Annotated in this window: 17 protein-coding genes and 1 pseudogene; 7 read left to right on the forward strand and 11 right to left on the reverse strand. The window is 69.7% G+C overall.

The genetic code is table 11. From position 1 onward, the window contains the following. The 3 genes from M7H19_RS07640 to M7H19_RS07650 all read left to right on the forward strand — a co-directional run. A partial coding sequence (locus M7H19_RS07640) for a dihydroxy-acid dehydratase (protein WP_298178819.1) occupies window positions 1-1,195 on the forward strand: 1,195 nt, incomplete at its 5' end. 140 nt (window positions 1,196-1,335) lie between these two features. Continuing rightward, window positions 1,336-1,722, forward strand: a complete 387-nt coding sequence (locus tag M7H19_RS07645; RefSeq protein WP_298178822.1) for a hypothetical protein — start codon at window positions 1,336-1,338, stop codon at window positions 1,720-1,722. A gap of 105 nt (window positions 1,723-1,827) precedes the next feature. After that, window positions 1,828-3,153, forward strand: coding sequence for a cobyrinate a,c-diamide synthase (locus tag M7H19_RS07650; protein WP_298178824.1), 1,326 nt, complete (start codon window positions 1,828-1,830; stop codon window positions 3,151-3,153). 59 nt (window positions 3,154-3,212) lie between these two features. Here the strand turns inward: M7H19_RS07650 and M7H19_RS07655 are convergent. The 5 genes and pseudogenes from M7H19_RS07655 to M7H19_RS07675 form a co-directional block, all read right to left on the reverse strand. Next, window positions 3,213-4,651: pseudogene (locus M7H19_RS07655) on the reverse strand (arabinosyltransferase domain-containing protein); the annotation flags it as partial. A 149-nt stretch (window positions 4,652-4,800) separates the two neighbouring features. Then, complete coding sequence (locus tag M7H19_RS07660) at window positions 4,801-5,601, reverse strand: adenosylcobinamide-GDP ribazoletransferase (protein WP_298178826.1); 801 nt, start codon at window positions 5,599-5,601, stop codon at window positions 4,801-4,803. A gap of 8 nt (window positions 5,602-5,609) precedes the next feature. After that, window positions 5,610-6,656, reverse strand: coding sequence for a nicotinate-nucleotide--dimethylbenzimidazole phosphoribosyltransferase (gene cobT / locus M7H19_RS07665; protein WP_298178830.1), 1,047 nt, complete (start codon window positions 6,654-6,656; stop codon window positions 5,610-5,612). Window positions 6,657-6,672: 16 nt separating this feature from the next. Continuing rightward, entirely contained in the window at window positions 6,673-7,299 is a 627-nt protein-coding gene (locus tag M7H19_RS07670) for a bifunctional adenosylcobinamide kinase/adenosylcobinamide-phosphate guanylyltransferase (protein ID WP_298178832.1), read from the reverse strand. Between the two features lie 92 nt (window positions 7,300-7,391). Beyond that, complete coding sequence (locus M7H19_RS07675; protein WP_298178836.1) at window positions 7,392-7,682, reverse strand: glutamate synthase central domain-containing protein; 291 nt, start codon at window positions 7,680-7,682, stop codon at window positions 7,392-7,394. 498 nt (window positions 7,683-8,180) lie between these two features. Between M7H19_RS07675 and M7H19_RS07680 the strand changes: the two genes are divergently transcribed. Next, complete coding sequence (locus tag M7H19_RS07680) at window positions 8,181-9,365, forward strand: acyl-CoA dehydrogenase family protein (protein ID WP_298178838.1); 1,185 nt, start codon at window positions 8,181-8,183, stop codon at window positions 9,363-9,365. Window positions 9,366-9,615: 250 nt separating this feature from the next. Here the strand turns inward: M7H19_RS07680 and M7H19_RS07685 are convergent, their stop codons facing one another. The 6 genes from M7H19_RS07685 to mtnA form a co-directional block, all read right to left on the reverse strand. Continuing rightward, window positions 9,616-9,906, reverse strand: a complete 291-nt coding sequence (locus tag M7H19_RS07685; protein WP_298178841.1) for a hypothetical protein — start codon at window positions 9,904-9,906, stop codon at window positions 9,616-9,618. 151 nt (window positions 9,907-10,057) lie between these two features. Next, window positions 10,058-12,895 carry an FAD-binding and (Fe-S)-binding domain-containing protein gene (locus M7H19_RS07690; protein WP_298178843.1) on the reverse strand — a complete coding sequence of 946 codons (2,838 nt, stop codon included), beginning with the start codon at window positions 12,893-12,895 and terminating at the stop codon, window positions 10,058-10,060. Next, window positions 12,892-14,169 carry a hydroxyacid-oxoacid transhydrogenase gene (locus tag M7H19_RS07695; RefSeq protein ID WP_298178846.1) on the reverse strand — a complete coding sequence of 426 codons (1,278 nt, stop codon included), beginning with the start codon at window positions 14,167-14,169 and terminating at the stop codon, window positions 12,892-12,894. Before M7H19_RS07695 ends, M7H19_RS07690 begins: the two co-directional genes overlap by 4 nt. Before the next feature lie 106 nt (window positions 14,170-14,275). Next, window positions 14,276-14,983 (reverse strand): GntR family transcriptional regulator, encoded by a 708-nt coding sequence (locus M7H19_RS07700; protein ID WP_298178848.1) that lies wholly within the window; start codon window positions 14,981-14,983, stop codon window positions 14,276-14,278. A 48-nt stretch (window positions 14,984-15,031) separates the two neighbouring features. Then, a complete protein-coding gene (locus tag M7H19_RS07705) occupies window positions 15,032-15,490 on the reverse strand; it encodes a phosphotransferase (RefSeq protein WP_298178849.1) in 459 nt (152 codons plus the stop codon). Between the two features lie 258 nt (window positions 15,491-15,748). Further along, window positions 15,749-16,747 (reverse strand): S-methyl-5-thioribose-1-phosphate isomerase, encoded by a 999-nt coding sequence (mtnA, locus tag M7H19_RS07710; protein ID WP_298178854.1) that lies wholly within the window; start codon window positions 16,745-16,747, stop codon window positions 15,749-15,751. A gap of 81 nt (window positions 16,748-16,828) precedes the next feature. Between mtnA and M7H19_RS07715 the strand changes: the two genes are divergently transcribed. From M7H19_RS07715 to mnmA, 3 genes are read left to right on the forward strand one after another with little or no spacing between them, the layout of a single operon-like run. Further along, entirely contained in the window at window positions 16,829-18,253 is a 1,425-nt protein-coding gene (locus tag M7H19_RS07715) for an MFS transporter (protein ID WP_298178858.1), read from the forward strand. 6 nt (window positions 18,254-18,259) lie between these two features. Next, on the forward strand, window positions 18,260-19,465 hold the full coding sequence (locus M7H19_RS07720) for a cysteine desulfurase family protein (RefSeq protein ID WP_298178861.1): 1,206 nt from the start codon (window positions 18,260-18,262) through the stop codon (window positions 19,463-19,465). A gap of 3 nt (window positions 19,466-19,468) precedes the next feature. Beyond that, complete coding sequence (mnmA, locus tag M7H19_RS07725; protein WP_298178863.1) at window positions 19,469-20,560, forward strand: tRNA 2-thiouridine(34) synthase MnmA; 1,092 nt, start codon at window positions 19,469-19,471, stop codon at window positions 20,558-20,560. Window positions 20,561-20,782 lie beyond the last annotated feature (222 nt).

Below are 20,782 nucleotides of genomic sequence, written 5' to 3' on the forward strand. Positions count from 1 at the left end.
TCGGGAGCTCACGATCATCGACGCGTTCGAGGCCGTGGGCGCGTGTTCCCGTGGGCTGATGAGCGCCGAGGACGTCGAACGGGTCGAGCGCGCCGTGTGTCCCGGCGAGGGTGCGTGCGGCGGCATGTACACGGCCAACACGATGGCGTGCGCGGCGGAGGCGCTGGGAATGGCGCTGCCGTCCTCGGCGAGCCCACCGTCGGCCGATCGCCGCAGGGACGTCGCGGCCCGCGCCAGCGGGGAAGCCGTCGTCGAGTTGTTGCGCACGGGGATCACGGCCCGAGACATCCTCACCAAGGAGGCGTTCGACAACGCCATCGCGGTGGTGATGGCCTTCGGTGGTTCAACCAACGCCGTGTTGCACCTGCTGGCGATCGCCCACGAGGCCGGGGTGTCGTTGTCGTTGGGCGACTTCTCCCGCATCGGCGACCGTGTCCCACACCTGGCGGACGTCAAGCCTTTCGGACGGTACGTGATGGCCGCCGTCGACCGGGTCGGCGGAGTGCCGGTGGTGATGCGAGCGTTGCTCGACGCGGGACTGTTGCATGGCGACTGTCTCACCGTCACCGGACGGACGGTGGCGGAGAACCTGGCGGAGATCGCCCCGCCCGACCTCGACGGAACCGTCGTGCGTCCACTCGACGATCCTCTCCACCCGACCGGCGGGATCACCGTCCTGCACGGCAACCTCGCCCCCGAGGGCGCAGTGGTGAAAAGCGCCGGTTTCGACACCGCCCGCTTCGAGGGGCGGGCCCGCGTGTTCGACGGCGAGCAGGCGGCGATGGCGGCGCTGAACGAACTGTCCGCGGGCGACGTCGTGGTGATCAGGAACGAGGGACCGCGTGGCGGGCCGGGAATGCGGGAGATGCTGGCCGTCACGGGAGCGATCAAAGGGGCGGGCCTGGGCCGTGACGTGTTGCTGTTGACCGACGGTCGTTTCTCGGGAGGTACCACCGGGTTGTGCATCGGCCACATTGCGCCCGAAGCCGCCCACGGCGGACCGATCGCGTTCGTCCGCGACGGCGATCCGATCGTGGCCGACCTGTCGACGAGGACGCTGGAGTTGTCGGTGGACGACGCGGAACTGACGTGGCGTCGAAAAGGCTGGCAACCGCCGGAGATCCCTCACCGGGGTGTGCTGGGCAAGTACGCGCGGCTCGTGGGTTCGGCCTCACGCGGCGCCGTGTGTTCGTAGTGTTCGCAGGAAGCCCACCCGGGTACCCGACCGGATGAATTCGATTCCTCACCGCCCGGGACACGCGCCCGGTGGCCCCTTTCTGTCCGACTCCGCTGATAGGCAATGGACACCACGGCAGCACACACCGGGAGGAAGCGATGGTGAAAGCACTGGTGGCCACATCGGCGACACAGGGCTTCCGGGACAACGACTACCACTGGTGCGTCGAGGGTGAACTCGTGTGGATCGCGCCGACCTGCGCGAAGGACCGCGACGACCCTGACGGCGGCTGCGGATGCGGGCGCGGGTTCGCGGGACTGTCGTCCCATCGCGCCACCACCACGGCCATGGTGCGCACCCTGCACGGCATCAGCCGCGACGACTACGTCATGGTGCTGCGGTCGAGTGTGGAGGAACAGGGTTACGACATCGTCGACGTGGACGGGCTGGCCGACTCGCTGTTGGCACTGGTCGCAGACCTGCCCGAAGGCGCCGTGCTCGAACACCGGCTGGACTACGTGCAGGTCAGACAGGGGGTTCCGTAGTCGGGCCGTCCGGTGCGAGCAGGTCGGCGCGGGCGACCACGTGTGCGGCGACGGTGGCGCTGCCCGTAGCGTGATCATGGCGGGGTAGAGCACCGGAGGGACACCATGGTCGCCAGGATCGTCATCGCCGCACCGGCCACGGGCCACGGCAAGACCAGTGTCGCCACGGGACTCATGGCGGCACTGCGGGCCCGGGATGTGGCCGTGTCCGGCCACAAGATCGGCCCGGATTTCGTCGACCCCGGCTACCACGCGCTCGCGACCGGCCTTCCACCGCGCAACCTGGATCCGTTCCTCCAAGGAGAGGACCGGGTAGCGCCGTTGCTGCTCCACGGCGCCCGTACCGCCGACATCGCCGTCCTCGAAGGCGTGATGGGATTGTTCGACGGCGTGCTCGGCACCGCGGGGTATGCCTCGACCGCTCACGTCGCCAAACTCGTTCGCGCGCCGGTGGTGCTGGTGGTGGATGCGAGTACGGCCAGCCGCAGTGTCGCCGCGTCGGTGCTGGGGTTCGCCCGATACGACCCCGAGGTGCGGTTGGCGGGCGTGATCCTCAACAAGGTCGACTCGCGGCCGCACCAGGAGGAGGTCCGCGAGGCGCTGGAACCGACCGGCATCCCGGTGCTGGGAGTGTTGCCCCACGATGACCGGGCGCGGCAGCCCGGGCATGCTTCGGACACCGACCGCGAGGCCGACGCCGAGCGGTTCGTGGCCGGACTGGCCGACTGGGTGGCCGCCGGGATCGATCTCGACGCGGTGGTCCGGGTAGCGCGATCGGCGCCGCCTCTGACCGTGCGGGCGTGGAACCCGACCGACCACGTACGGCCCGGCGCACGGCGGTTCGTGGTCGCGGCGGCCTCGGACCCGGCATTCACGTTCCGTTACACCGAGAACGTCGAACTGCTCGACGCGGCGGGAATCGATGTGGTCGACTTCGATCCCACTCGCGACGAGACGCTGCCTGAGGCGTGTGCGGGCCTGTACTTCGGAGGCGGTTTCCCCGAGACACGTGTGGGGGCGCTCTCGGACAACGCCGCACTGCGGCACCGTGTCGCGACGGCCATCGAGAAGGGCCTCCCGGTTGCGGCCGAACGTGCGGGTCTGCTGTACCTGTGCCGCGAGTTCGACGGGGCGCCGATGGTGGGCGCGTTGGACGCGGTGGCCAGGACGACGGATGGCGGGGCTCTCGGCTACCGCGACGCGACAGCGCCCACGGACTCGGTGTCGACATCGCGGGGGCTGACGGTGCGAGGACACGAGTTCCACCTCACCAGCGTCGAGCCTCGGCACGGTCCGGACCCTGCGTGGGAGTGGGAGGGCCGCAGCGAGGGATTCGCCTCGCCCACGCTGCACGCATCGTATCTACACCTGCATTGGGCGGGACATCCCGAACTGGCGTGCCGATTCGCTTCGGCCGTGCGGGGCGGGTGACGGGGTGAGGAACTCGGCGCGGCTGCACAGGCTGCGGACACGGCTGCACAGGCTGCGGACACGCTCGCCAACGTCTGGTCCGCGAACACGACGAACAACACCGACAGCCCCGACGCGGCGATCGGGGCGAGGGCGGCCGTCCCTCCGTGGCGGGTGCGTTCCCGCAGCAGGCGGAGCAGGGGGCCGGCCGCCACCAGGAACGGAGCCACGGCGATCAGTCCGGTGGGTGTGGCGGCGAAGGTGAACGCGGCCGCGCCCACGCCGAGGCACACGGGCAGCAGCCTGCGCGTGGCGAGGGCCTGTTCCACCGCGCACAGGGCGAGCAGCGACCCGAGCACCGCGACCGGTTCCGGCCGGACACCGTTGTTGTACGGCAGCCACCACACGCAGAAGACCGCTGCGGCGGCCCAACCGGCCGCCCGGCTGCTCCGTACGGGCGCTCCCAGCCGGGGCAGTACCTCTCGGCTGATCAGCAGCCAGCTGACCACACCGAGCAGGAACGACGGCAGTCGGATCCACGGAGGCACCACGCTGACGTGCGCCATCAGTTCGTAGACGTGGTAGAACCAGCCGAACGGCGCTTCCGCCACCCGTACCAGCGGTGGTAGTTGGTGAGGTAGCCGGCGTCCTCGGCGACGCGGGCCATGGTGAGGATGTAGCCGTCGTCGGATGTGACCGGCCCGATGAACACCCAGGCCCCGAGCACTCCGACCACCGTGAGGTCGCGTCCGGTAGGCCTCCACCGCCCACCGGTGGTCCGGCGGGGTGCGCGGCGACCGAACACGGCATCGGCTCGGCGCACGGAGAACAAGCACACGAAAGCCGCGAGGGCGCCGAGTACCGCGATCCCGGTTTTCACCGTGGTGGGTGAGGACTGGTACCGCGTGTCGGGGGTGATCGAGACGGCGAGTCCGGTCGCGGGGTCCCGGTCGCCGTCGATGTCGGAGTAGACACCGATGATCCGGGGCCGAACGTCGTCGTCCGTGCGGTAGACGGTCGTGTCCCCGACGGTGAGTGTCGTGTTGCCCGCGTCGGAGTGGAAACCCACCCCGCATCCCTGTTGTGGCAGCGCTCGGCGTGCCACCTGTTCACCTCGGAGGGAGGCGACGAGTTCACCGTCACGAACGGACAGTCGCAGCCCCACGCCGCTGTCGGCTCGGGCGGACGGGACGGTGGCGAGCAACAGCGCGGAGCCGTCCGTGCGGGAGTCGAGCGAACGCACGGTGGCGCAGGGCACCTCAGCCCGGGTGGCCAGGGCCCGGTAACCGACCAGTGGCGCGTTGACGGCAGTGGTGTCTCCGCCGGTCGGCCAGGTGATGTGCGCCGTGTCCTGCGCCACGGGAAGGAACGGGAACACGAGCGCGCACAATGCCGCGACCAGCCCGGCGACGGCCGCCGACCGCCGCCGGAGCCTGGTTCGGGACTGTGCCGCTGTCGCGGCCCGGGCGCCGGGAACGTCGTCCGGAGCGGCCGAACGCGCCGAGATGGCGGAATTCATCGATTTTCACGCTAGCCGTAGTCGCGTGATGTCCGAGGTCCACGAGTCACCCTCCGGAGTGGTCGTTCACCTTCCCCGAGGTGTGCTGGAGGGTGACGGTAGACGGTGGCGCTTCGTCGCGTGGCGTCCTGTGGTGTCCTGTGGTGTCCTCACGGCAGGCCGAGGCCGGAGGAGGCGAGCACCACGAGCGACACCAGTGTCGTGGTCTCGACGCACGCGCCCAGGACGTCACCGGTGAGACCGCCGAACCTGCGCACCGTGTGACTCAGCAGTACTGCCGCGGCGGCCCAGCTCAGTACGACCGCGAGCGCGCCCTTCCACCACGGGACTCCGGGAATCACCGAAGTGGTCACGACGGCGGCGGCACCGACCAAGACCGCGACCATCACGGCCACCACCGGGTGGACGGTGCCCGCGACGGCGGCGCCGAGGCCCTCGGGGCGCGCCGCCGGTATCCCGCGCGCACAGCACAACGGGAGAACGCTTCGCCCGGCCACCACGGCGATGGCCGCGGCACCGGCGGTGGCCGCGACGTTCGGGTCTTCCGTCGAGACTCCGGCCAGCGCGGCGATCTGTGCCGAGACCACGAGCACCAGCGTCACGACACCGGTCGGTCCCACATCGCCCCGGCGCATGATGTCCAGGGCCCGATCCCGGTCGTACGAGGAGGCCAGTCCGTCGGCGGTGTCGGCGAGCCCGTCGAGATGCAGCCCCCGGCTGCCGAGCGCGACCACGCCGACCGCGGCCACCGCCGACACCAGCGGCGGCAGACCAAGCCACGCACCGGCGAGGACGGTGAGTGCCGCCATCCCGGCCAGGGGCAGCGCGGCCAGTGGTGCCACTGCCATCGCGACGGCGGCGACCCTGCGGTCGACGAGCCGCGGCGGAGGTATCGGCAACGCCGTCAACGTGCCGATCGCCATGCGTAAGCCGTCACGCACAGGCGGCATCGCGCGGCTCACGTGAGGTCGGCGAGGTCGCCCATGTCAGCGAGCGCCGCCCTGGCCGCGCGGAGCACCGGGACGGCCTGCACCGCGCCGCTGCCCTCGCCCAGTCGCAGTCCGAGGTCCAGGACCGGTTCCAGCCCCAGCGCCTTGAGCGCGTGGCTCTGCGCGGGCTCCGTGGAACGGTGACCGGCCAGCCACCATTTCGTGGCGGTGGGGGCGATGTCGCGGGCCACGAGCGCCGCTGCGCAGGAGAACACGCCGTCCAGGATCACCGGCGTCGCGCGCGCCGCGGCCTGGAGCACGAACCCGGCCGTGGCTGCGGCGCACGCACTGCCGAGGGCGGTGACCAGGGACATCGGTTCCTCGGCGCGGTCACCCACGCGAGCCAGTGCGGCGTCGAGCACCGCCAGCTTCCGCGCGAGACCTTCCTCGTCCACCCCCGTGCCTGTGCCCACGACCTCGTTCGCGGGCAGACCGAGGGACGCCGCGACGAGCGCCGCCGCCACCGTGCTGTTGCCGATGCCCATGTCACCGGGGATGAGCACCTGCGCCCCGGCGTCGATCTCCTCGTCGGCCACCGCACGCCCGGCCGCGAACGCACGCTCGGCCTCGCCCGGCTCCAACGCGTCCTCGGTGTCGATGGAACCGGAACCGTGCCGTACCTTGAACGCCCGCACCTCGGAGGGGACGTCTTCGAGATCGACGTCCACCGCGATGTCGAGTACCCGTACCCGTGCGCCGACCTGGCGGGCCAGCACGGTGACACCGCTTTTCCCCGACAGGAACGTCCGCAGCATGGCCGCGGTGACCTCACGGGGGTACGCCGAGACACCCGGGGCGCCCGGTTTCGGGCGGGTCACGCCGTGGTCGCCCGCGAACACCACCACTCGTACGTCGTCCAGGGGACGCGGCGGCACACTGCCGTGGGCGGCACACAGCCACGCGGCGAGCTCCTCAAGCCTGCCGAGCGCGCCGACAGGCTTGACCAGCCCGTCGAGTCGCCGACGTGCTTCCCGTTCGACCCCTTCATCGGGTAGGGGGATTTCGATCGATCTCACTGTTTCCCTCACCCAGCTATAGATACACGACCCGGCCCGCCACGACGAGCCGCACCGAATCCGATCCCGCCGCCACCGCGGTGTTCAACGCGCCCAGGACGTCTCGGAACACGCGACCGGCGTGGGTGTCGGGAACGACACCGGAACCGACCTCGTTACTCACCGCCACCACGGGCACGGACGTGTTCTGCCACGCGTCCACGAAATCCTGTAACCGCTCATCCACCGCGCGTTGCCAGCCGGGACGTTGCTCCCAGGCACCCACCTCGTCCAGCACGCGGGTGAGCCACGTACCGAGGCAGTCGATGAGCGTCGGCGCGGTCGCCGCCCTGAGCGTGGCCGCGATGTCGATCGTCTCGACCGTGCGCCAGTGAGCGGGTCTGCGTGCGCGGTGGGCGTCCACCCTCGCCGCCCACTCGGGGTCGTCGTCGGTCGGGGGAGCGCTACCCGCCACGTAGGTGACGTAGCGGTAGCCCGACATGAGCTGTTCGGCGTGCCGCGACTTGCCCGACCGGACTCCGCCCAGGACGAGTGTCCGTCTCCCGCCCCGTGCGCGGCGGCCGTAGCTACGCAGAAGCGTAGCCCCCACCTCCAGTCGATCGGCCACGAATTCGGTGACCCGCCGCCTCGGATCGTTCATCATGGTCGGACATTCTTGCCGACATCGGGGTATTCGCGCTGTGGTCGCGGATGAAATTCTACGTTTGCGCCGTTCAGCCGCCACCGCCGCGCGTGTCAGACGATCGGCCGATCGGTGGAGTCGATCGGTGCGGGCAGCATGTTCCGCCCGGTGAGGTAGGTGTCCACCCCGGCCGCGGCGCCGTAGCCGAGGAGCAACGCGATGTGGTGCACCTCGCGCGCATCGCCCGATTCGACCACGAGGCTCACCTGTGTGCGGCTCTTCTCCCGCACCAGATGGTGGTGCACCGCGCCTGTGAGCAGCAGCGACGGGATCGGCGCGTGTTCGGCGTCCACACCCCGGTCGGACAGCACGATGAGCCGCGCACCGTTGGCGACGAAGGCCACGCCACAGGCGCCGTGCTCGTATTGCTCGTAGTACAGGCCCGTCGACGGCTTGTACGGGATGGGTCACGGCTGGTGGCCCTTCTCTTGCTCGGCACGACCGGGCCATGTGAAGCCAATCGTGCGGCGCGACATGGCGCGCTGGGGCTACCGGCCGGCCCGAGGCGCGACGGTCGGATCAGGAAAGTGCGATTTCGCCGCTCCGCTTCATTGCGGAGGGCCACAGACACATCGGATGACCACACGGCGTTGTGCGGTGGTAGAGCATTGCGCGGTCCACGTAAAACCGCCCCACGCTGTCGCTGGCGGATTCGGTGCGCGAATGGTTATTCCGGGTTTGCCGGTCTTACGACGGTAATGCGACTCGGTGGTGCAACCAAATAGTTTCGGTGTGTTATATGAATAACAGAAAACAGGATTGACGACGGGTGCGATTCTGTGCCTTCCCTCCGTGCTTGGCTTTTTGACCTGCGTGAATGGTCGAGCGGTAGGGTTGTCGGCATGGTTGAGAAAGATTCGCGCCCCGCAGATTTCCTCGACGTCGACGGTGCGTTGACGGACGAGGAACGCGACATCCGCGACACCGTGCGTCGATTCGCGGTGACAGAACTGGCCCCGAAAGTCACGGATTGGTACGAAAAAGCGACACTACCGGCGCGGGATTTGGCGAAGAGCTTCGGCCGATTGGGCATACTCGGAATGCACCTGACGGGCTACGGGTGTGCGGGTTCCTCCGCCGTGGCGTACGGCATCGCGTGCCGGGAGCTGGAGGCCGTCGACTCGGGGCTGCGCAGTTTCGTGTCCGTGCAGGGCTCCTTGGCGATGTACGCCATTCACCGGTTCGGCAGTGAGGAGCAGAAGCGGCGGTGGCTGCCGACGCTGGCGTCGGGGGAGGAGATCGGCTGTTTCGGGCTCACCGAACCCGACGCGGGAAGCGACCCGTCGTCGATGCGCACGCACGCTCGGCGGGACGGCGAGGACTGGGTGTTGGACGGCACCAAGATGTGGATCACCAATGGCACCGTCGCGGACGTCGCCGTGGTGTGGGCCCAGACCGACGAGGGAGTACGGGGCTTCGTCGTACCCACCGACACGCCCGGTTTCTCGGCGAACGAGATCACGCGGAAGCTGTCGCTGCGGGCATCGCTGACGGCGGAACTGGTGCTTGATGGTGTGCGGCTGCCCTCCGACGCCGTGTTGCCCGGCGTGACGGGGCTGCGTGGACCCCTGTCGTGTCTCAACGAGGCGCGGTTCGGGATCGTCTTCGGCGCTGTGGGCGCGGCGCGGACGTGTTATGAGACGGCGTTGGAGTACACCACCACGCGGCGGCAGTTCGGGCAGCCGTTGGCGGCGTACCAGTTGACGCAGCGGAAGCTGGCCGACCTCGTGGTCGAGGTGAATCGGGCTGGTTTGGTGGCGTTGCAGCTCGGCAGGTTGAAGGACTCCGGCGCGCTGCACCACACGCAGGTGAGTTTCGGCAAGCTCGCGAACGTGCGCGCGGCACTCGACGTGGCACGGACCGCGCGGTCGATGCTGGGAGCCAACGGGATCTCGCTGGAGTATCCGGTGATGCGGCACGCCGCCAACCTGGAGACCGTGCTCACCTACGAGGGAACGGAGGAGATGCACGCCCTGTCGGTCGGCCAGGCGGTGACGGGTATCCCGGCGTTCCGGGTCGGTTCCTGACGGCGGTGTCCGGTGTCGGAGCGTAACGAGGCTCGAACCCTCGGTGGAGGGTGGCGCTGGGGGCCCTTTTCGGCTCGGCGTCCGCCGTGTCGCCGTGCTGCTGTGTCACGAGTCACGTGTCCGCGCCCTGCGCGCGTGCTGCGCGCTCGCAGGGCGCGGACACGTTCACGGGGTTGGGCCGTGTCTTGCTAGCCCGCTTTCCGCTCTCGCTCCAGGGGGCTGGTGGGACATGGCCCGACAGGACTCGCCGTCAGCGGCCCGCGAGGGCCGGCGTGTCCTGCAACGCGCGTTTGCCCGCGTCGGTGAGTACGGCGGGGACGCGTTCGTCGGGCCTACCGGAGTAGGCGGGTGCGATGAGGCCGGCCTGGGCAAGCCGGCCCGCGGTGGCCTGGTCGCAGCACGCCAGGCCGTCGACGAAGAGGTCGGGTACAGAACTGCAGGTGATCTCCGCGACGCCTTCCGCCACGGCCTGCAGCGTGGCGCGTTCACGGTGGTTCAATTCGATCTCGTTGTGCTGAGTGTCGTTGCCGCCCTGAGGCACCCCTGCCTCCTTGCCTCTGCGGCCGGCTCCTGTACCGGCCGTTTGTCCATAATTCAACCCTCTGGCACCCATATGTTGCAAAGATGTGAGTGGGATCTCACGCTTTCGGGCGCGGGAGATAGACAAAGAGGACAGCCTTGATCGCTCTTGGTCACTGTTCGGGGCGTGTGGCCAGTGCCCGGTCCAGCACCTGCGCCAGGTGCAGCGACCGGCGCCCGGTGAGTTCGCCGATCTGACTGCGGCAGCTGAACCCGTCGGCGAGTACCAGTGTGTCCGGGCTCGCCGCTTCCACCTCGGGCACGAGAACACGGTTGGCGGCCGCCACCGACACCTCGTAGTGTCCACGTTCGACACCGAAGTTGCCCGCCAGTCCACAACAGCCCGAGTCGAGCGTTCGGTTGTCCACACCGACCCTGCGCAGCACGCGCTCGTCGGCTTCGTGCCCGAGCACCGCATGCTGGTGGCAGTGCTGTTGGGTCATGGCGGAAACGTTGAGTTCACCGAACTCAACATCCGGTGCGTGGCGGTCGAGGAACTCGGCCAGTGTCAACGCGGGCACCGGTTGTGTGTGGAGTAGATCGTGCACGTCGTGCCGCAACACGGCCAGACAGCTCGGTTCCAATCCCACGATGGGTGTGCCTGACTCGATGGGTTCCGCCAGCACCCGCAGGGTGCGGCGCAATACGCGTCGAGCGATGTCGAGTTGGCCCGTGGAGATCCAGGTCAGCCCGCAACACACCGACGAACGGGGCAGGACGACGTCGAATCCGGCGTGTTCGAGTACCCGGGTGGCCGCCACGCCGACCTCGGGAGCGAAGTAGGTGGTGAATGTGTCCGGCCACAACATCACTCGGGGACGGTCTTTGGTGCCGCGCCGAGGTTTGCGGCGCCACGCTCGCCGTAGCGTGGTGCGGGCGAAAGTGGGCAGTTGGCGTTCCTCGGCGATACCGCCGAGTCGTTTCGCCGGTGCGGCGGCGGGGAAGCGGAGAACCGCGTTGACCAAGCCCGGTGCCAGCGAGGCCAGTCGTGCCCACAGTGGCAGGAAACCCAACGAGTAGTGACTGGCCGGCCGCAGCTTGCCCGCGTAGTGGTGGTGCAGGAACTCCGCTTTGTACGAAGCCATGTCCACATTGACCGGGCAGTCCGACAGACAGCCCTTGCACGCCAGGCACAGATCGAGGGCGTCGCGGACCTCGGTCGAGTCCCACCCGTCGGTGATGGTCTCGCCGCGCATCATCTCGAACAGCAGGCGTGCCCGGCCGCGGGTGGAGTGCTCCTCGCGGTGAGTGACCATGTAGCTCGGGCACATGACCCCGGTGGACGTGTCGACGCACTTGCCCACGCCCACGCAGCGTCGGGTCGCGGTGGCGAGGCTGCCGCCATCGTGTGGATACCGCAGGGTGATCGGCAGGTCCCTCGTCGGCCCGGAGAAGCGCAGGTCCGCGTCGAGCGGGCGGGGACGGACGAGGTTGCCCGGGTTCAACAGGTCGTCCGGGTCCCAGATCGCCTTGAACGACTCGAACAGGCGCAGCACCTTCTGCGAGTACATGCGCGGCAGTAACTCGGCCCTGGCTTGTCCGTCGCCGTGCTCACCGGACAGCGAACCGCCGTGGGCGACGACGAGGTCCGCGGCGTCGATGAGGAACCGCCGGAACGTGCGGACACCCTCCTCGCTGAGGAGGTCGAAGTCGATGCGCACGTGGACGCAGCCCTCACCGAAGTGCCCGTACGGCACGCCACGCAGACCGTAAGAGGCGAGCAGGTCACGAAAGCCGCGCAAATAGGAGCCGAGCTGTTTCGGGTCCACCGCGGCGTCCTCCCAGCCCGGCCACGCCTCGGAGCCGTCGGCCATCCGCGTGGCGATGCCCGCCGCGGACTCCCGAATGGACCACAGCTGCCGTTGCTGTCCCGGTTCGGCAGCCACGGAGGTGGCGGCGGCGGTCTCGCGAGCCAAAGTCCGGGCCATGGTCTCCGCGTTACGTCGGGCGTCGGCGGGGTCGTCGCCCCCGACTTCGACGAACAACCAGCCGCGCCCTTCGGGAAGCGCGTCGAGAGCCGCGGGCCGGCGTCCTCGGACGAGCATGGACTCGATGAGGTCGGCCCCCATGCCCTCCACGGTGAGCGGACGGTGCGGCAGCACCGACGGGACGGCGTCGGCGGCGGCGACGTCGTCGACGAAACCCGCCACCACGAGCGCACGCGCGGCGGGAGCGGGGACGAGCCGCACGGTGGCTTCGAGCAGCAGGACACACGTGCCCTCCGTGCCGACGAGCGCTCGGGCGACGTCGAAACCGTTCTCCGGCAGAAGCGCGTCGATCGCGTAGCCGGACACCCGCCTGGGCAGTTCGGGGAACTCGGTGCGCAGCACGGCGAGATTGTTCTGCGCCAGCTCGTGCAACTCGTCGCGGATGCGGGCCACGCGGTCGGCGGGTTCTCCGGAGAGTTCCCCTTTCGGACCGACCGTGAGCCGTGTGCCGTCGCCGGTGAGTACCTCCAACGACACCACGTTGTCGGCCGTGCGGCCCCACGCCACCGAGTGCGGGCCGCACGCGTCGTTGCCGAGCATGCCGCCCAGGGTGCAGCGGCTGTGGGTGGAGGGGTCCGGACCGAATGTCAGCCCGTGTTCCGCGGCGGCCGCGCGCAGAGTGTCGAGGACGACCCCGGGCTGCACGCGCGCGATCCGCCGTTCGGGGTCGACCTCCAATACCTTGTCGAGGTGGCGGCTGTAGTCGAGGACGACCCCCTCGCCGAGGGCCTGGCCACCGATACCGGTGCCCGCACCCCGTGCCGTCACGGAAACGCCGTGCTCGCGGCACACCCGCAGGGTGGCCGCCACGTCCTCGGCGGTGCGGGGGAACACCACGGCCAACGGCACGTGCCGGTAGTTCGACGCGTCCATGCTGAACATCGCGCGCGCGGCCGTGCTGTCGTCCACCTCGCCCGACACGGCACGCGCGAGGTCCTCGGCGAGCGTCGACACGGAGATCACCAGTTCTCGAGGGAGTCGAGGAGGATCGCTTCGAGGTCGTGCTCGCGCACTGCGCGGGGCGCGACGGCCAGCAGGCGCTGTTGTTTCATGGCTCCCTCCACCAGGTCGGGCACGTCCGAAGTGTCGTAGCCGACACCGCCGAGCCCGTTGGGCAAGCCGATGTCCCGCATCAGCGAGGCTAACGCGGATGGCAGCTGTTCGCGCGGGTCGAGATCCTCGGACGTCGCCGGGTCGAGGATGCGCGCGGCGTGCAGGTGCTTGGCGGGATCGGTGGGAAACGTGAACCGGAAGGCGGCGGGCGCGGTCAGCGCCACCGACTCACCGTGCGGTACGAGCGGCTCTTTTTGCGGGTAGTCGGCGGGCCGGTAGTCGCGCACCCGGCCCGCGATCGGGTAGGCGCACGCGTGTGGGATATGCACGCCCGCGTTGCCGAAGCCCATGCCCGCGAACGTGGCGGCCAGCATCATGTCCGTGCGTGCCTCCAAATCGCCGCCGTTGAGCACGGCCTTGCGGAAGGACCGCGCGAGCAGGTGGAGGGCTTTCTCTGTCCAGGTGTCCGAGATGGGGTTGGCGCCGTTGTAGGCGACCCGGTTCTCGGGGGTGTGTCGGGGGAAGGAGTGGAACGGTTTGGCGGTGTAGGACTCCAGGGCGTGGCAGAGCACGTCCATGCCACTGGCGGCCGTGACACGGGGCGGCATCGACAGGGTGAGCAGCGGGTCGATGACGGCCATGGTCGGCCGCAGCGCGGGATGGCTGATGCCGGACTTCACCTTGAGGTCGAGGAAGTCCATGATGCACACCGGCGTGGTCTCTGACCCCGTTCCGGCGGTGGTGGGCACGGCGACGAGGGGCTTGAGCGGCCCGGGTGGGGCCTTCGCGGCGCCGATGGGCTTGTTGACGTAGTCGAACAGGTCCGCCGGGTAGGTGGTGAGCAGGTTGACCGCCTTGGCCGTGTCGATGGCCGAACCACCGCCCACCCCGACGAATCCGTCCCATTCGGACTGACGGGCGAATTCGACGGCGTCGAGGACGCTGACGTCGGTGGGTTCGACGCGCACACCGTCGTAGATCTCGACGGTGAGGCCCGCGGCCTCGGCGGCGTCGGCGACCCGTTGGGGGACTCCGGTGGCCACGATTCCGGGGTCGGTGATGAGCAATACCCGTCGGGCGCCCTGTCGCGCGAGGTCGTAACCGATCTCGTCGACGGCCCCGGCCCCGAACTTCAGTGGGGTCGCGCCCCAGGTGAACACGGTTTCATGCACATAGACGGTCATGGACCCTCCCCGGTGAGCGGTCGGCAGGCACCCGAGAGTGGCATGTGGCATGCCACTCGTCAAGGTGGGGCCGCGGGGATGGTTCGCGGGAATGGTGTGGGAACTGTCAGCCCGATAGCCGGGTCCAGTCGTAGGACACCGGGGGCACGGACTCACCGGATTCGGCGGACTCCTGGGCGATGATGAGCCGGGCGGTGGTGAGCAGGTGTCGCCGCATGGCCTCGGCCGCCTCCGAGGGCTTGCCCTGCTCGACGAGTTCGGCGATCTCCTCGTGCTCGGCGAGGATGTCGGACAACCCGCGACTCCTGTCTACAGTGGACGTTCCGCGTAGGAACACCATGTCGCGCAACGAATCGACATAGCGGGCCAAGCGCAGGTTGCCCGAGGCGACGTTGATGGCCTCGTGGAATCGCCGGTCCGCTGTCATGAACTCGGTCTCGTCGTGAGTCTCGGCGGCTCGCCGCATGGCGTCGAGATGGGCGCGAAGGTCGGTCACCAACCCCGGTGTGCCCTGGCTCGTCGCCCGGTACGTGGCGGGCACCTCCAGCAGCAGCCGGATCGCGAACACTTCCTCCAGGTCGTGCAACGACGTCTGCAACACGCGGATGCCCCGGTTGCGTTCGAAGCGCACCATGCCCCGTTCGGCCAACTGGATGAGCGCTTCCCGCACGGGTGTGCGGGACACACCGAGGCGGGCGGCGAGATCGTGCACCGAGTACAGGGTTCCCGGCACGAGTTCCCCGCTGACGATCGCGCCTCTCAACTCGCCGAGAATGGTCTTCGCGAGGTTCCGGTCGGTGTCGATCTGTCGCATCCGCCCATCTTCCCACGTCGTGGAGCCCGGTCGGTGCGGTTCCCGTCACTACCCGAACCAGAGCCGGGCCAATTGGTCGAAGGACCGCTGCCCGGACTCAGGCATCCAGGTGAAGTATCGGCGCAACGACGAGTACTGGTGCAGCAGCGTGTAGGCCAGGCAGCGGCGCGCGAACTCCTCGCCGGGGTGGTCGGCGTAACCGTATCCGCGTAGGAATCCCCGCCACAGGGTCTCCTCGCCGCCCACCAGGTACACCGACGCGGCCACGAACTCGTACTCGGCGGCGCCCAGCATCGACGGTTCGAAGTCGAGCAGGCCGGACACGGTCCAGCGCTCGCCCTGCGGGCGGACGAGCACGTGCTCGCGCAGCAGTTCGGTGTGCAGCAACACCGGCGGCGGCGTGGCCAGGTCCACCGAGTCGAGGAAGTCCGGGATGCGCTCCAGCCATTCCGGCGCGAGTTCCTGCTCCCGGTGGTGGTCCACCACGGCCTCGCGCCGCGTGCGCACGAACTCGCTCCAGTTGCGCGGCCCGAGCTCCGACCGCCGAGCACGTCGAGTGCGATGGCCTCGACGCGTGCCTCGTCGGCGTCCTCGGCGGGGTAGAACTTCAGGACCAGCTCGTCGCCCACGGCATACACCGGCAGCGACCCGGTCTCGAATTTCGTCACCGGTCGCTCGGTGAGGGACAGCCGGGCGAGTACGGGGCGCAGCGGAGGGGCGGTCATGCGCGGCAGCCTAGAAAAGCGCCGGATCGCGTTCGACCGATTATTTCCGGTCGGTGGCCAGGACGCCGTTCTCGGTCACCACGGCGGTCAGCAGCTCCACTGGCGTGACGTCGAAGGCCGGGTTGAACACGGGCGTCTCTTCGGGCGCCACGGGCACACCCGCGACTTGCGTGATCTCCTCGGCTGCGCGCTCCTCGACGACGATGCCCCCGCCGTCCGGCAGCGAACGATCCAGAGTGGACTCCGTTGCGACGACCACGAAAGGGATGTCGTGGTGAGCGGCGGCCACGGCCAGTCCGTAGGTGCCGATCTTGTTGGCGGTGTCGCCGTTCGCGGCCACCCGGTCGGCGCCGACCACCACGCAATCCACCAGGCCGCGGGCCATCGCCGCCGCCGCGGCGCTGTCGGGCAACACGCGGTAGGGGATGTCCTCGTCGGCGAGTTCCCACGCGGTGAGCCGCGCACCCTGCAACAGCGGCCGGGTCTCGTCGACCAGCACGTGTTCCACCCGGCCGTCAGCGTGCAGATGCCGGACGGTGCCGAGCGCAGTACCCCAGGCGACCGTGGCCAGGCGCCCGGTGTTGCAGTGGGTCAGCACGCGCAGCGGACGGTCGGGGCATCGGCGCAGCAGGAGGTCGGCGGCATGCCGGGAAGCCGCGCAGTTGACGCGCTCGTCCTCGTCGAGCACGGCCAGCGCGTCGGTGAGCACCACGTCGGCTCCTCGCGGTAGGGCGGCCAGCGCCCGCTCCACGCCGTACCGCAGATTCACCGCCGTGGGGCGGGCGTGGGCGAGCCGATCGGCCTCGGCACGAACGGTGGCCAGAGCCTGTTCCGACTCCGTGCCGTGCCTGCGGGCGGACAGTGCCACGCCCAACGCTCCGGCGGCGCCGAGGGCGGGCGCGCCTCGCACGGCCAGTCGCTGGATCGCCCCGATCAGGTCGTCCACCGTCTCCAACCGCAGCGTGCGGAAGGTCGTGGGCAGCGCCGTCTGGTCGATGATCACCACGGCGTCGGTGTCCCAGTCGATCGTTCTCACCACGACGCCATTCTGACGCGGCGGAGCGATTGCGTCACACCGCGCTGGATATCCAGTTCGGTGGAGGTTGCAGACTCTCCAGTCATGACACACACCCGTCGGCGGCGCCGTAGCGTGTTGTGGAGCCCCGAACACCGGCTCACCACGGCCGGTCTGCTGCTCGTCGTCACGTTGCTCGCGTTCGAGAACATGGGCGTGGCCACGGCGATGCCCACCATGGTCGCCGACCTGGACGGTGGTGACCTCTACTCGTGGCCGTTCACAGCGTTCCTCGTCGCCAGCGTGGCCGCCACCGTGCTGTCCGGCAGGGTGTGTGACCGCCGGGGACCGACGTTGTCGTTGCTGGTGGGGCCGTGGTTCTTCCTCGCGGGCCTGCTGGCTGCCGGGGCGGCACCGACCATGGCGGTGCTGCTGGCGGGTCGGGCGCTGCAGGGATTCGGCACCGGGACGCTGATGGTGGCGACGTCGTTGCTCATCGCGCTGGTGTACGACGACCGGGAGCGTCCCGTCATCTACGCGGCGAACGCGGCGGCGTGGGTGCTGCCCGCCGTCGTGGGGCCGTCGGTCGCGGGCCTGATCACCGAGACCGTGGGCTGGCGTTGGGTGTTCCTCGGCCTCGTACCGTTGTTGCTGTTGGGCATGGGGCTGCTCGTCCCGGTGGTGCGGGGACTGCCCGCCCACACCCCGGACCCGGCCGGGCGTCGAGCGAGTGTCCCGTCGGCGGTGGCGGTGGCGGTGGCCACCGCGGTCCTGATGTGGGCGGCCCAACACCCCTCCATGACCGCCCTCGCCTACGGCGCCGTCGCCTTCGTGGTCGTGGCGGTGTCGCTGCGTCGACTGCTGCCCACGGGCACGCTCACCGGTCGTTCCGGTCTGCCGACCGTGGTGCTCAGCCGCGCATTGCTGGCCGGGGCGTTCGCCGGGTTCGAGTCGTATCTGCCGCTGACGTTGTCACAGGTGCACGGCTACAGTCCCGCGCTGGCGGGCCTGCCGTTGACCGTCGCCGCGTTGAGTTGGTCGGCCGCCTCGGCGGTACAGGGCAGGAATCCCGACTGGAGCAGGGCGGCTCTGCTGAAGGCGGCGTTCGTGTTCGTGGCCGTGGGGCTCGCGCTGTTCGTCGTCGTGGCCTGGAGTGGTGCGCCCGGGTGGGTGGCGTTCGCCGCGTCGGCGTGCGGGGGCGCGGGTATGGGGCTCGGGATGCCATCGCTGTCGGTGTTGCTCCTGCGACTGTCCCCGGTGGCGGAACGAGGGTTCAACACCTCGGCCATGCAACTGGGCGATTGGATCACCTCGGCGCTTGCAATCGGCGCGGGAGGGGTGTTGCTCGGGGTGTTGGGAAGCGCTCGGGAACCCTCGGTGGCCGTGGCCGTGCTGGCCGGCACGCTCGCGGCGGTGGCCGTGCTGGGTTCCGTGCTCGCCGGTAGGGGCCTGAGAACGAACACCGTTCCGTCGGCGGACGGGTCGGAAGAGGTGCCGCAGCCACAGCCTTCGTCGCGCGACTACCCTTGAGAACCGATGACCTATCTCGATCACGCGGCCACTACCCCGATGGTCCCCGAGGCCCTCGAGGCCATGACCGAAGCGCTGTCCACGCTGGGCAACGCCTCGTCGTTACATTCGTCGGGGCGCAGAGCCAGGCGCGTGGTGGAGGAGGCCCGTGAGTGCGTCGCCGAGGCGACGGGCGCACGTCCCTCGGAAGTGATCTTCACCGCCGGAGGCACGGAGAGTGACAATCTCGCCGTCAAAGGCATGTTCTGGGCGCGCCGTCGCAGCGATCCGCGTCGCCGCCGGGTGCTCGCCGGTTCGGTGGAGCACCACGCGGTGCTGGACGCCGTGCAATGGCTCGCCGACCACGAGGGCGCCGAGGTGACCTGGCTGGAGGTCGACCAACACGGCCAGGTCCGACCCGAGGTGTTGCGGGCCGCGATCGAGGAGAACCCCGACGATGTGGCGCTCGCCACGGTGATGTGGGCCAACAACGAGGTCGGCACGATCAACCCGCTGCCCGCGCTGGCCGCCGTGTGCGCCGAGTACGACGTACCCGTGCACACCGACGCGGTGCAGGCCATGGGCGCGGTGGACATCGACTTCGGTGCCAGCGGTGTCGGCGCGTTGACTCTCACCGGGCACAAGCTCGGCGGCCCGTACGGCGCCGGGGTGCTGCTGTTGGGACGGGAGACCCCGTGCGTGCCGTTGTTGCACGGCGGCGGCCAGGAACGGGATGTCCGTTCGGGCACGCTCGACGTGCCGAGCATCCACGCGTTGGCCACGGCCGTGCGGATCAGCGTGCAGCGGCGCAACGAGCACGTCGAACGGCTCACCAAGCTTCGCGACGACCTCGTCGCGGCCGTGCGCGCCGAGGTGCCCGACGTGGTGCTCAACGGTCCGCCGCAGGACTCCACCGACCGACTGCCCGGCATCGTGCACCTCACGTTCCCCGGGTGCGCGGGGGACAGCCTGCTGATGCTGCTCGACGCCAAGGGCATCGAGTGTTCCACCGGCTCGGCCTGTACCGCCGGGGTGGCCGAGCCGAGTCACGTGTTGCTCGCGATGGGCGCAGATGCGGCGTCGGCCCGCAGTTCGCTGCGGTTCTCGCTGGGGCACACGTCCACCCAGGCCGACATCGACGCGTTGGCCGCCGAGATCGGCGGCGTGGTCGCCCGCGCGCGACAGGCGGGCCTGTCCGGCATGCGTAAGACCCGAACTGAGCAGGAGGTGTAGGCGGTGCGGGTATTGGCCGCGATGAGCGGGGGAGTGGACTCGGCGGTCGCCGCCGCCAGGGCCGTGGACGCGGGCCACGATGTGGTCGGGGTGCATCTGGCGCTGTCGGCCAAACCTGGCACGCTGCGCAACGGCTCCCGGGGCTGCTGTTCCATCGAGGATTCCCACGATGCGCGGCGCGCTGCCGACATCCTCGGTATCCCGTTCTACGTGTGGGACTTCGCCGAGCGGTTCACCGAGGAGGTCGTGGAGACCTTCGTCGGCGAGTACGCCGCGGGCCGCACGCCCAACCCGTGCGTCACCTGCAACGAGAAGATCAAGTTCGAGGCGTTGCTGGAGAAGGCGGTGGCGTTGGGCTTCGACGCCGTGTGCACGGGGCACTACGCGCGCCTGTCCGTGGTGGACGGTGTCCCCGAACTGCGTCGCAGCGCCGACGAGAACAAGGACCAGTCGTACGTGCTCGCGTCGCTGACGCCGGATCAGTTGCGGCATGCGATGTTCCCGCTCGGTGACTCGCGCAAGCCGGACGTGCGCGCCGAGGCCGCCGAGCGCGGGTTGCCCGTGGCCCAGAAGCCGGACAGCCACGACATCTGCTTCATCCCCGACGGTGACACCAAGTCGTTTCTGGAGAAGCGGCTCGGTCAGCGGCCCGGCGATCTCGTGGACGCCGAGACGGGGGCCGTGCTCGGCAAGCACACGGGGGTGCACGGATTCACCGTGGGGCAGCGCAAGGGCCTGGGCATCGACGCGCCCGCCCCGAACGGCAGGCCCCGGTACGTGCTCTCGCTGGAGCCCGTGTCCGGCACCGTGAAGGTCGGTTCGGGGGAGAGGCTCGCGGTGAGCCGCATCGAGGGCGAACGGCCGATCTGGCCGAGCAGGAAGCCGTTGGAGGGTCCCACCGAGTGTGTGGCGCAGGTGCGTGCACACGGCAGCACCGCCCCCGCGGTGGCCGAGGTGGTGGACGGCCGGGTCGTGGTGGAGTTGCGTGAACCGCTGCGCGGCGTGGCGCCGGGACAGGTCGTCGTGCTGTACCGGGAGGACGCCGCCGCGGGTGACATCGTGCTGGGCAGCGCGAAGATCGCGGCCACGGCCTGACTCTCCGACGCCCGCCGCGGGCGGTTCGGCCGTGACAGACGATTCCCGTCGACGGTGCTCGATGTCGGTGAGGCGGGATTCGACGCAGTCCGCGCGGAAGCGACCGTCGATGGTGCCGGCGGGCGGGCCGGACGACGGTTCGATGCCACACGTTTTCGAAGCGGTGGTCCGGTGGGGTGCGGGGACCGGTGAGGACGCGTCCTGGAAGCGGGATCGAGGGTG

It is taken from the genome of Saccharomonospora sp., assembly GCF_027317685.1.
GTDB lineage: Bacteria > Actinomycetota > Actinomycetes > Mycobacteriales > Pseudonocardiaceae > Saccharomonospora.

Excerpts from the sequence above, each read along its gene's own strand:
- M7H19_RS07645 (WP_298178822.1), top strand. The coding sequence starts at position 1,336 with ATGGTGAAAGCACTGGTGGCCACATCGGCGACACAGGGCTTCCGGGAC.
- M7H19_RS07650 (WP_298178824.1), top strand. The coding sequence starts at position 1,828 with ATGGTCGCCAGGATCGTCATCGCCGCACCGGCCACGGGCCACGGCAAG.
- M7H19_RS07660 (WP_298178826.1), bottom strand. The coding sequence starts at position 5,601 with ATGCCGCCTGTGCGTGACGGCTTACGCATGGCGATCGGCACGTTGACG.
- M7H19_RS07670 (WP_298178832.1), bottom strand. The coding sequence starts at position 7,299 with ATGATGAACGATCCGAGGCGGCGGGTCACCGAATTCGTGGCCGATCGA.
- M7H19_RS07680 (WP_298178838.1), top strand. The coding sequence starts at position 8,181 with ATGGTTGAGAAAGATTCGCGCCCCGCAGATTTCCTCGACGTCGACGGT.
- M7H19_RS07695 (WP_298178846.1), bottom strand. The coding sequence starts at position 14,169 with ATGACCGTCTATGTGCATGAAACCGTGTTCACCTGGGGCGCGACCCCA.
- M7H19_RS07700 (WP_298178848.1), bottom strand. The coding sequence starts at position 14,983 with ATGCGACAGATCGACACCGACCGGAACCTCGCGAAGACCATTCTCGGC.
- M7H19_RS07715 (WP_298178858.1), top strand. The coding sequence starts at position 16,829 with ATGACACACACCCGTCGGCGGCGCCGTAGCGTGTTGTGGAGCCCCGAA.
- M7H19_RS07720 (WP_298178861.1), top strand. The coding sequence starts at position 18,260 with ATGACCTATCTCGATCACGCGGCCACTACCCCGATGGTCCCCGAGGCC.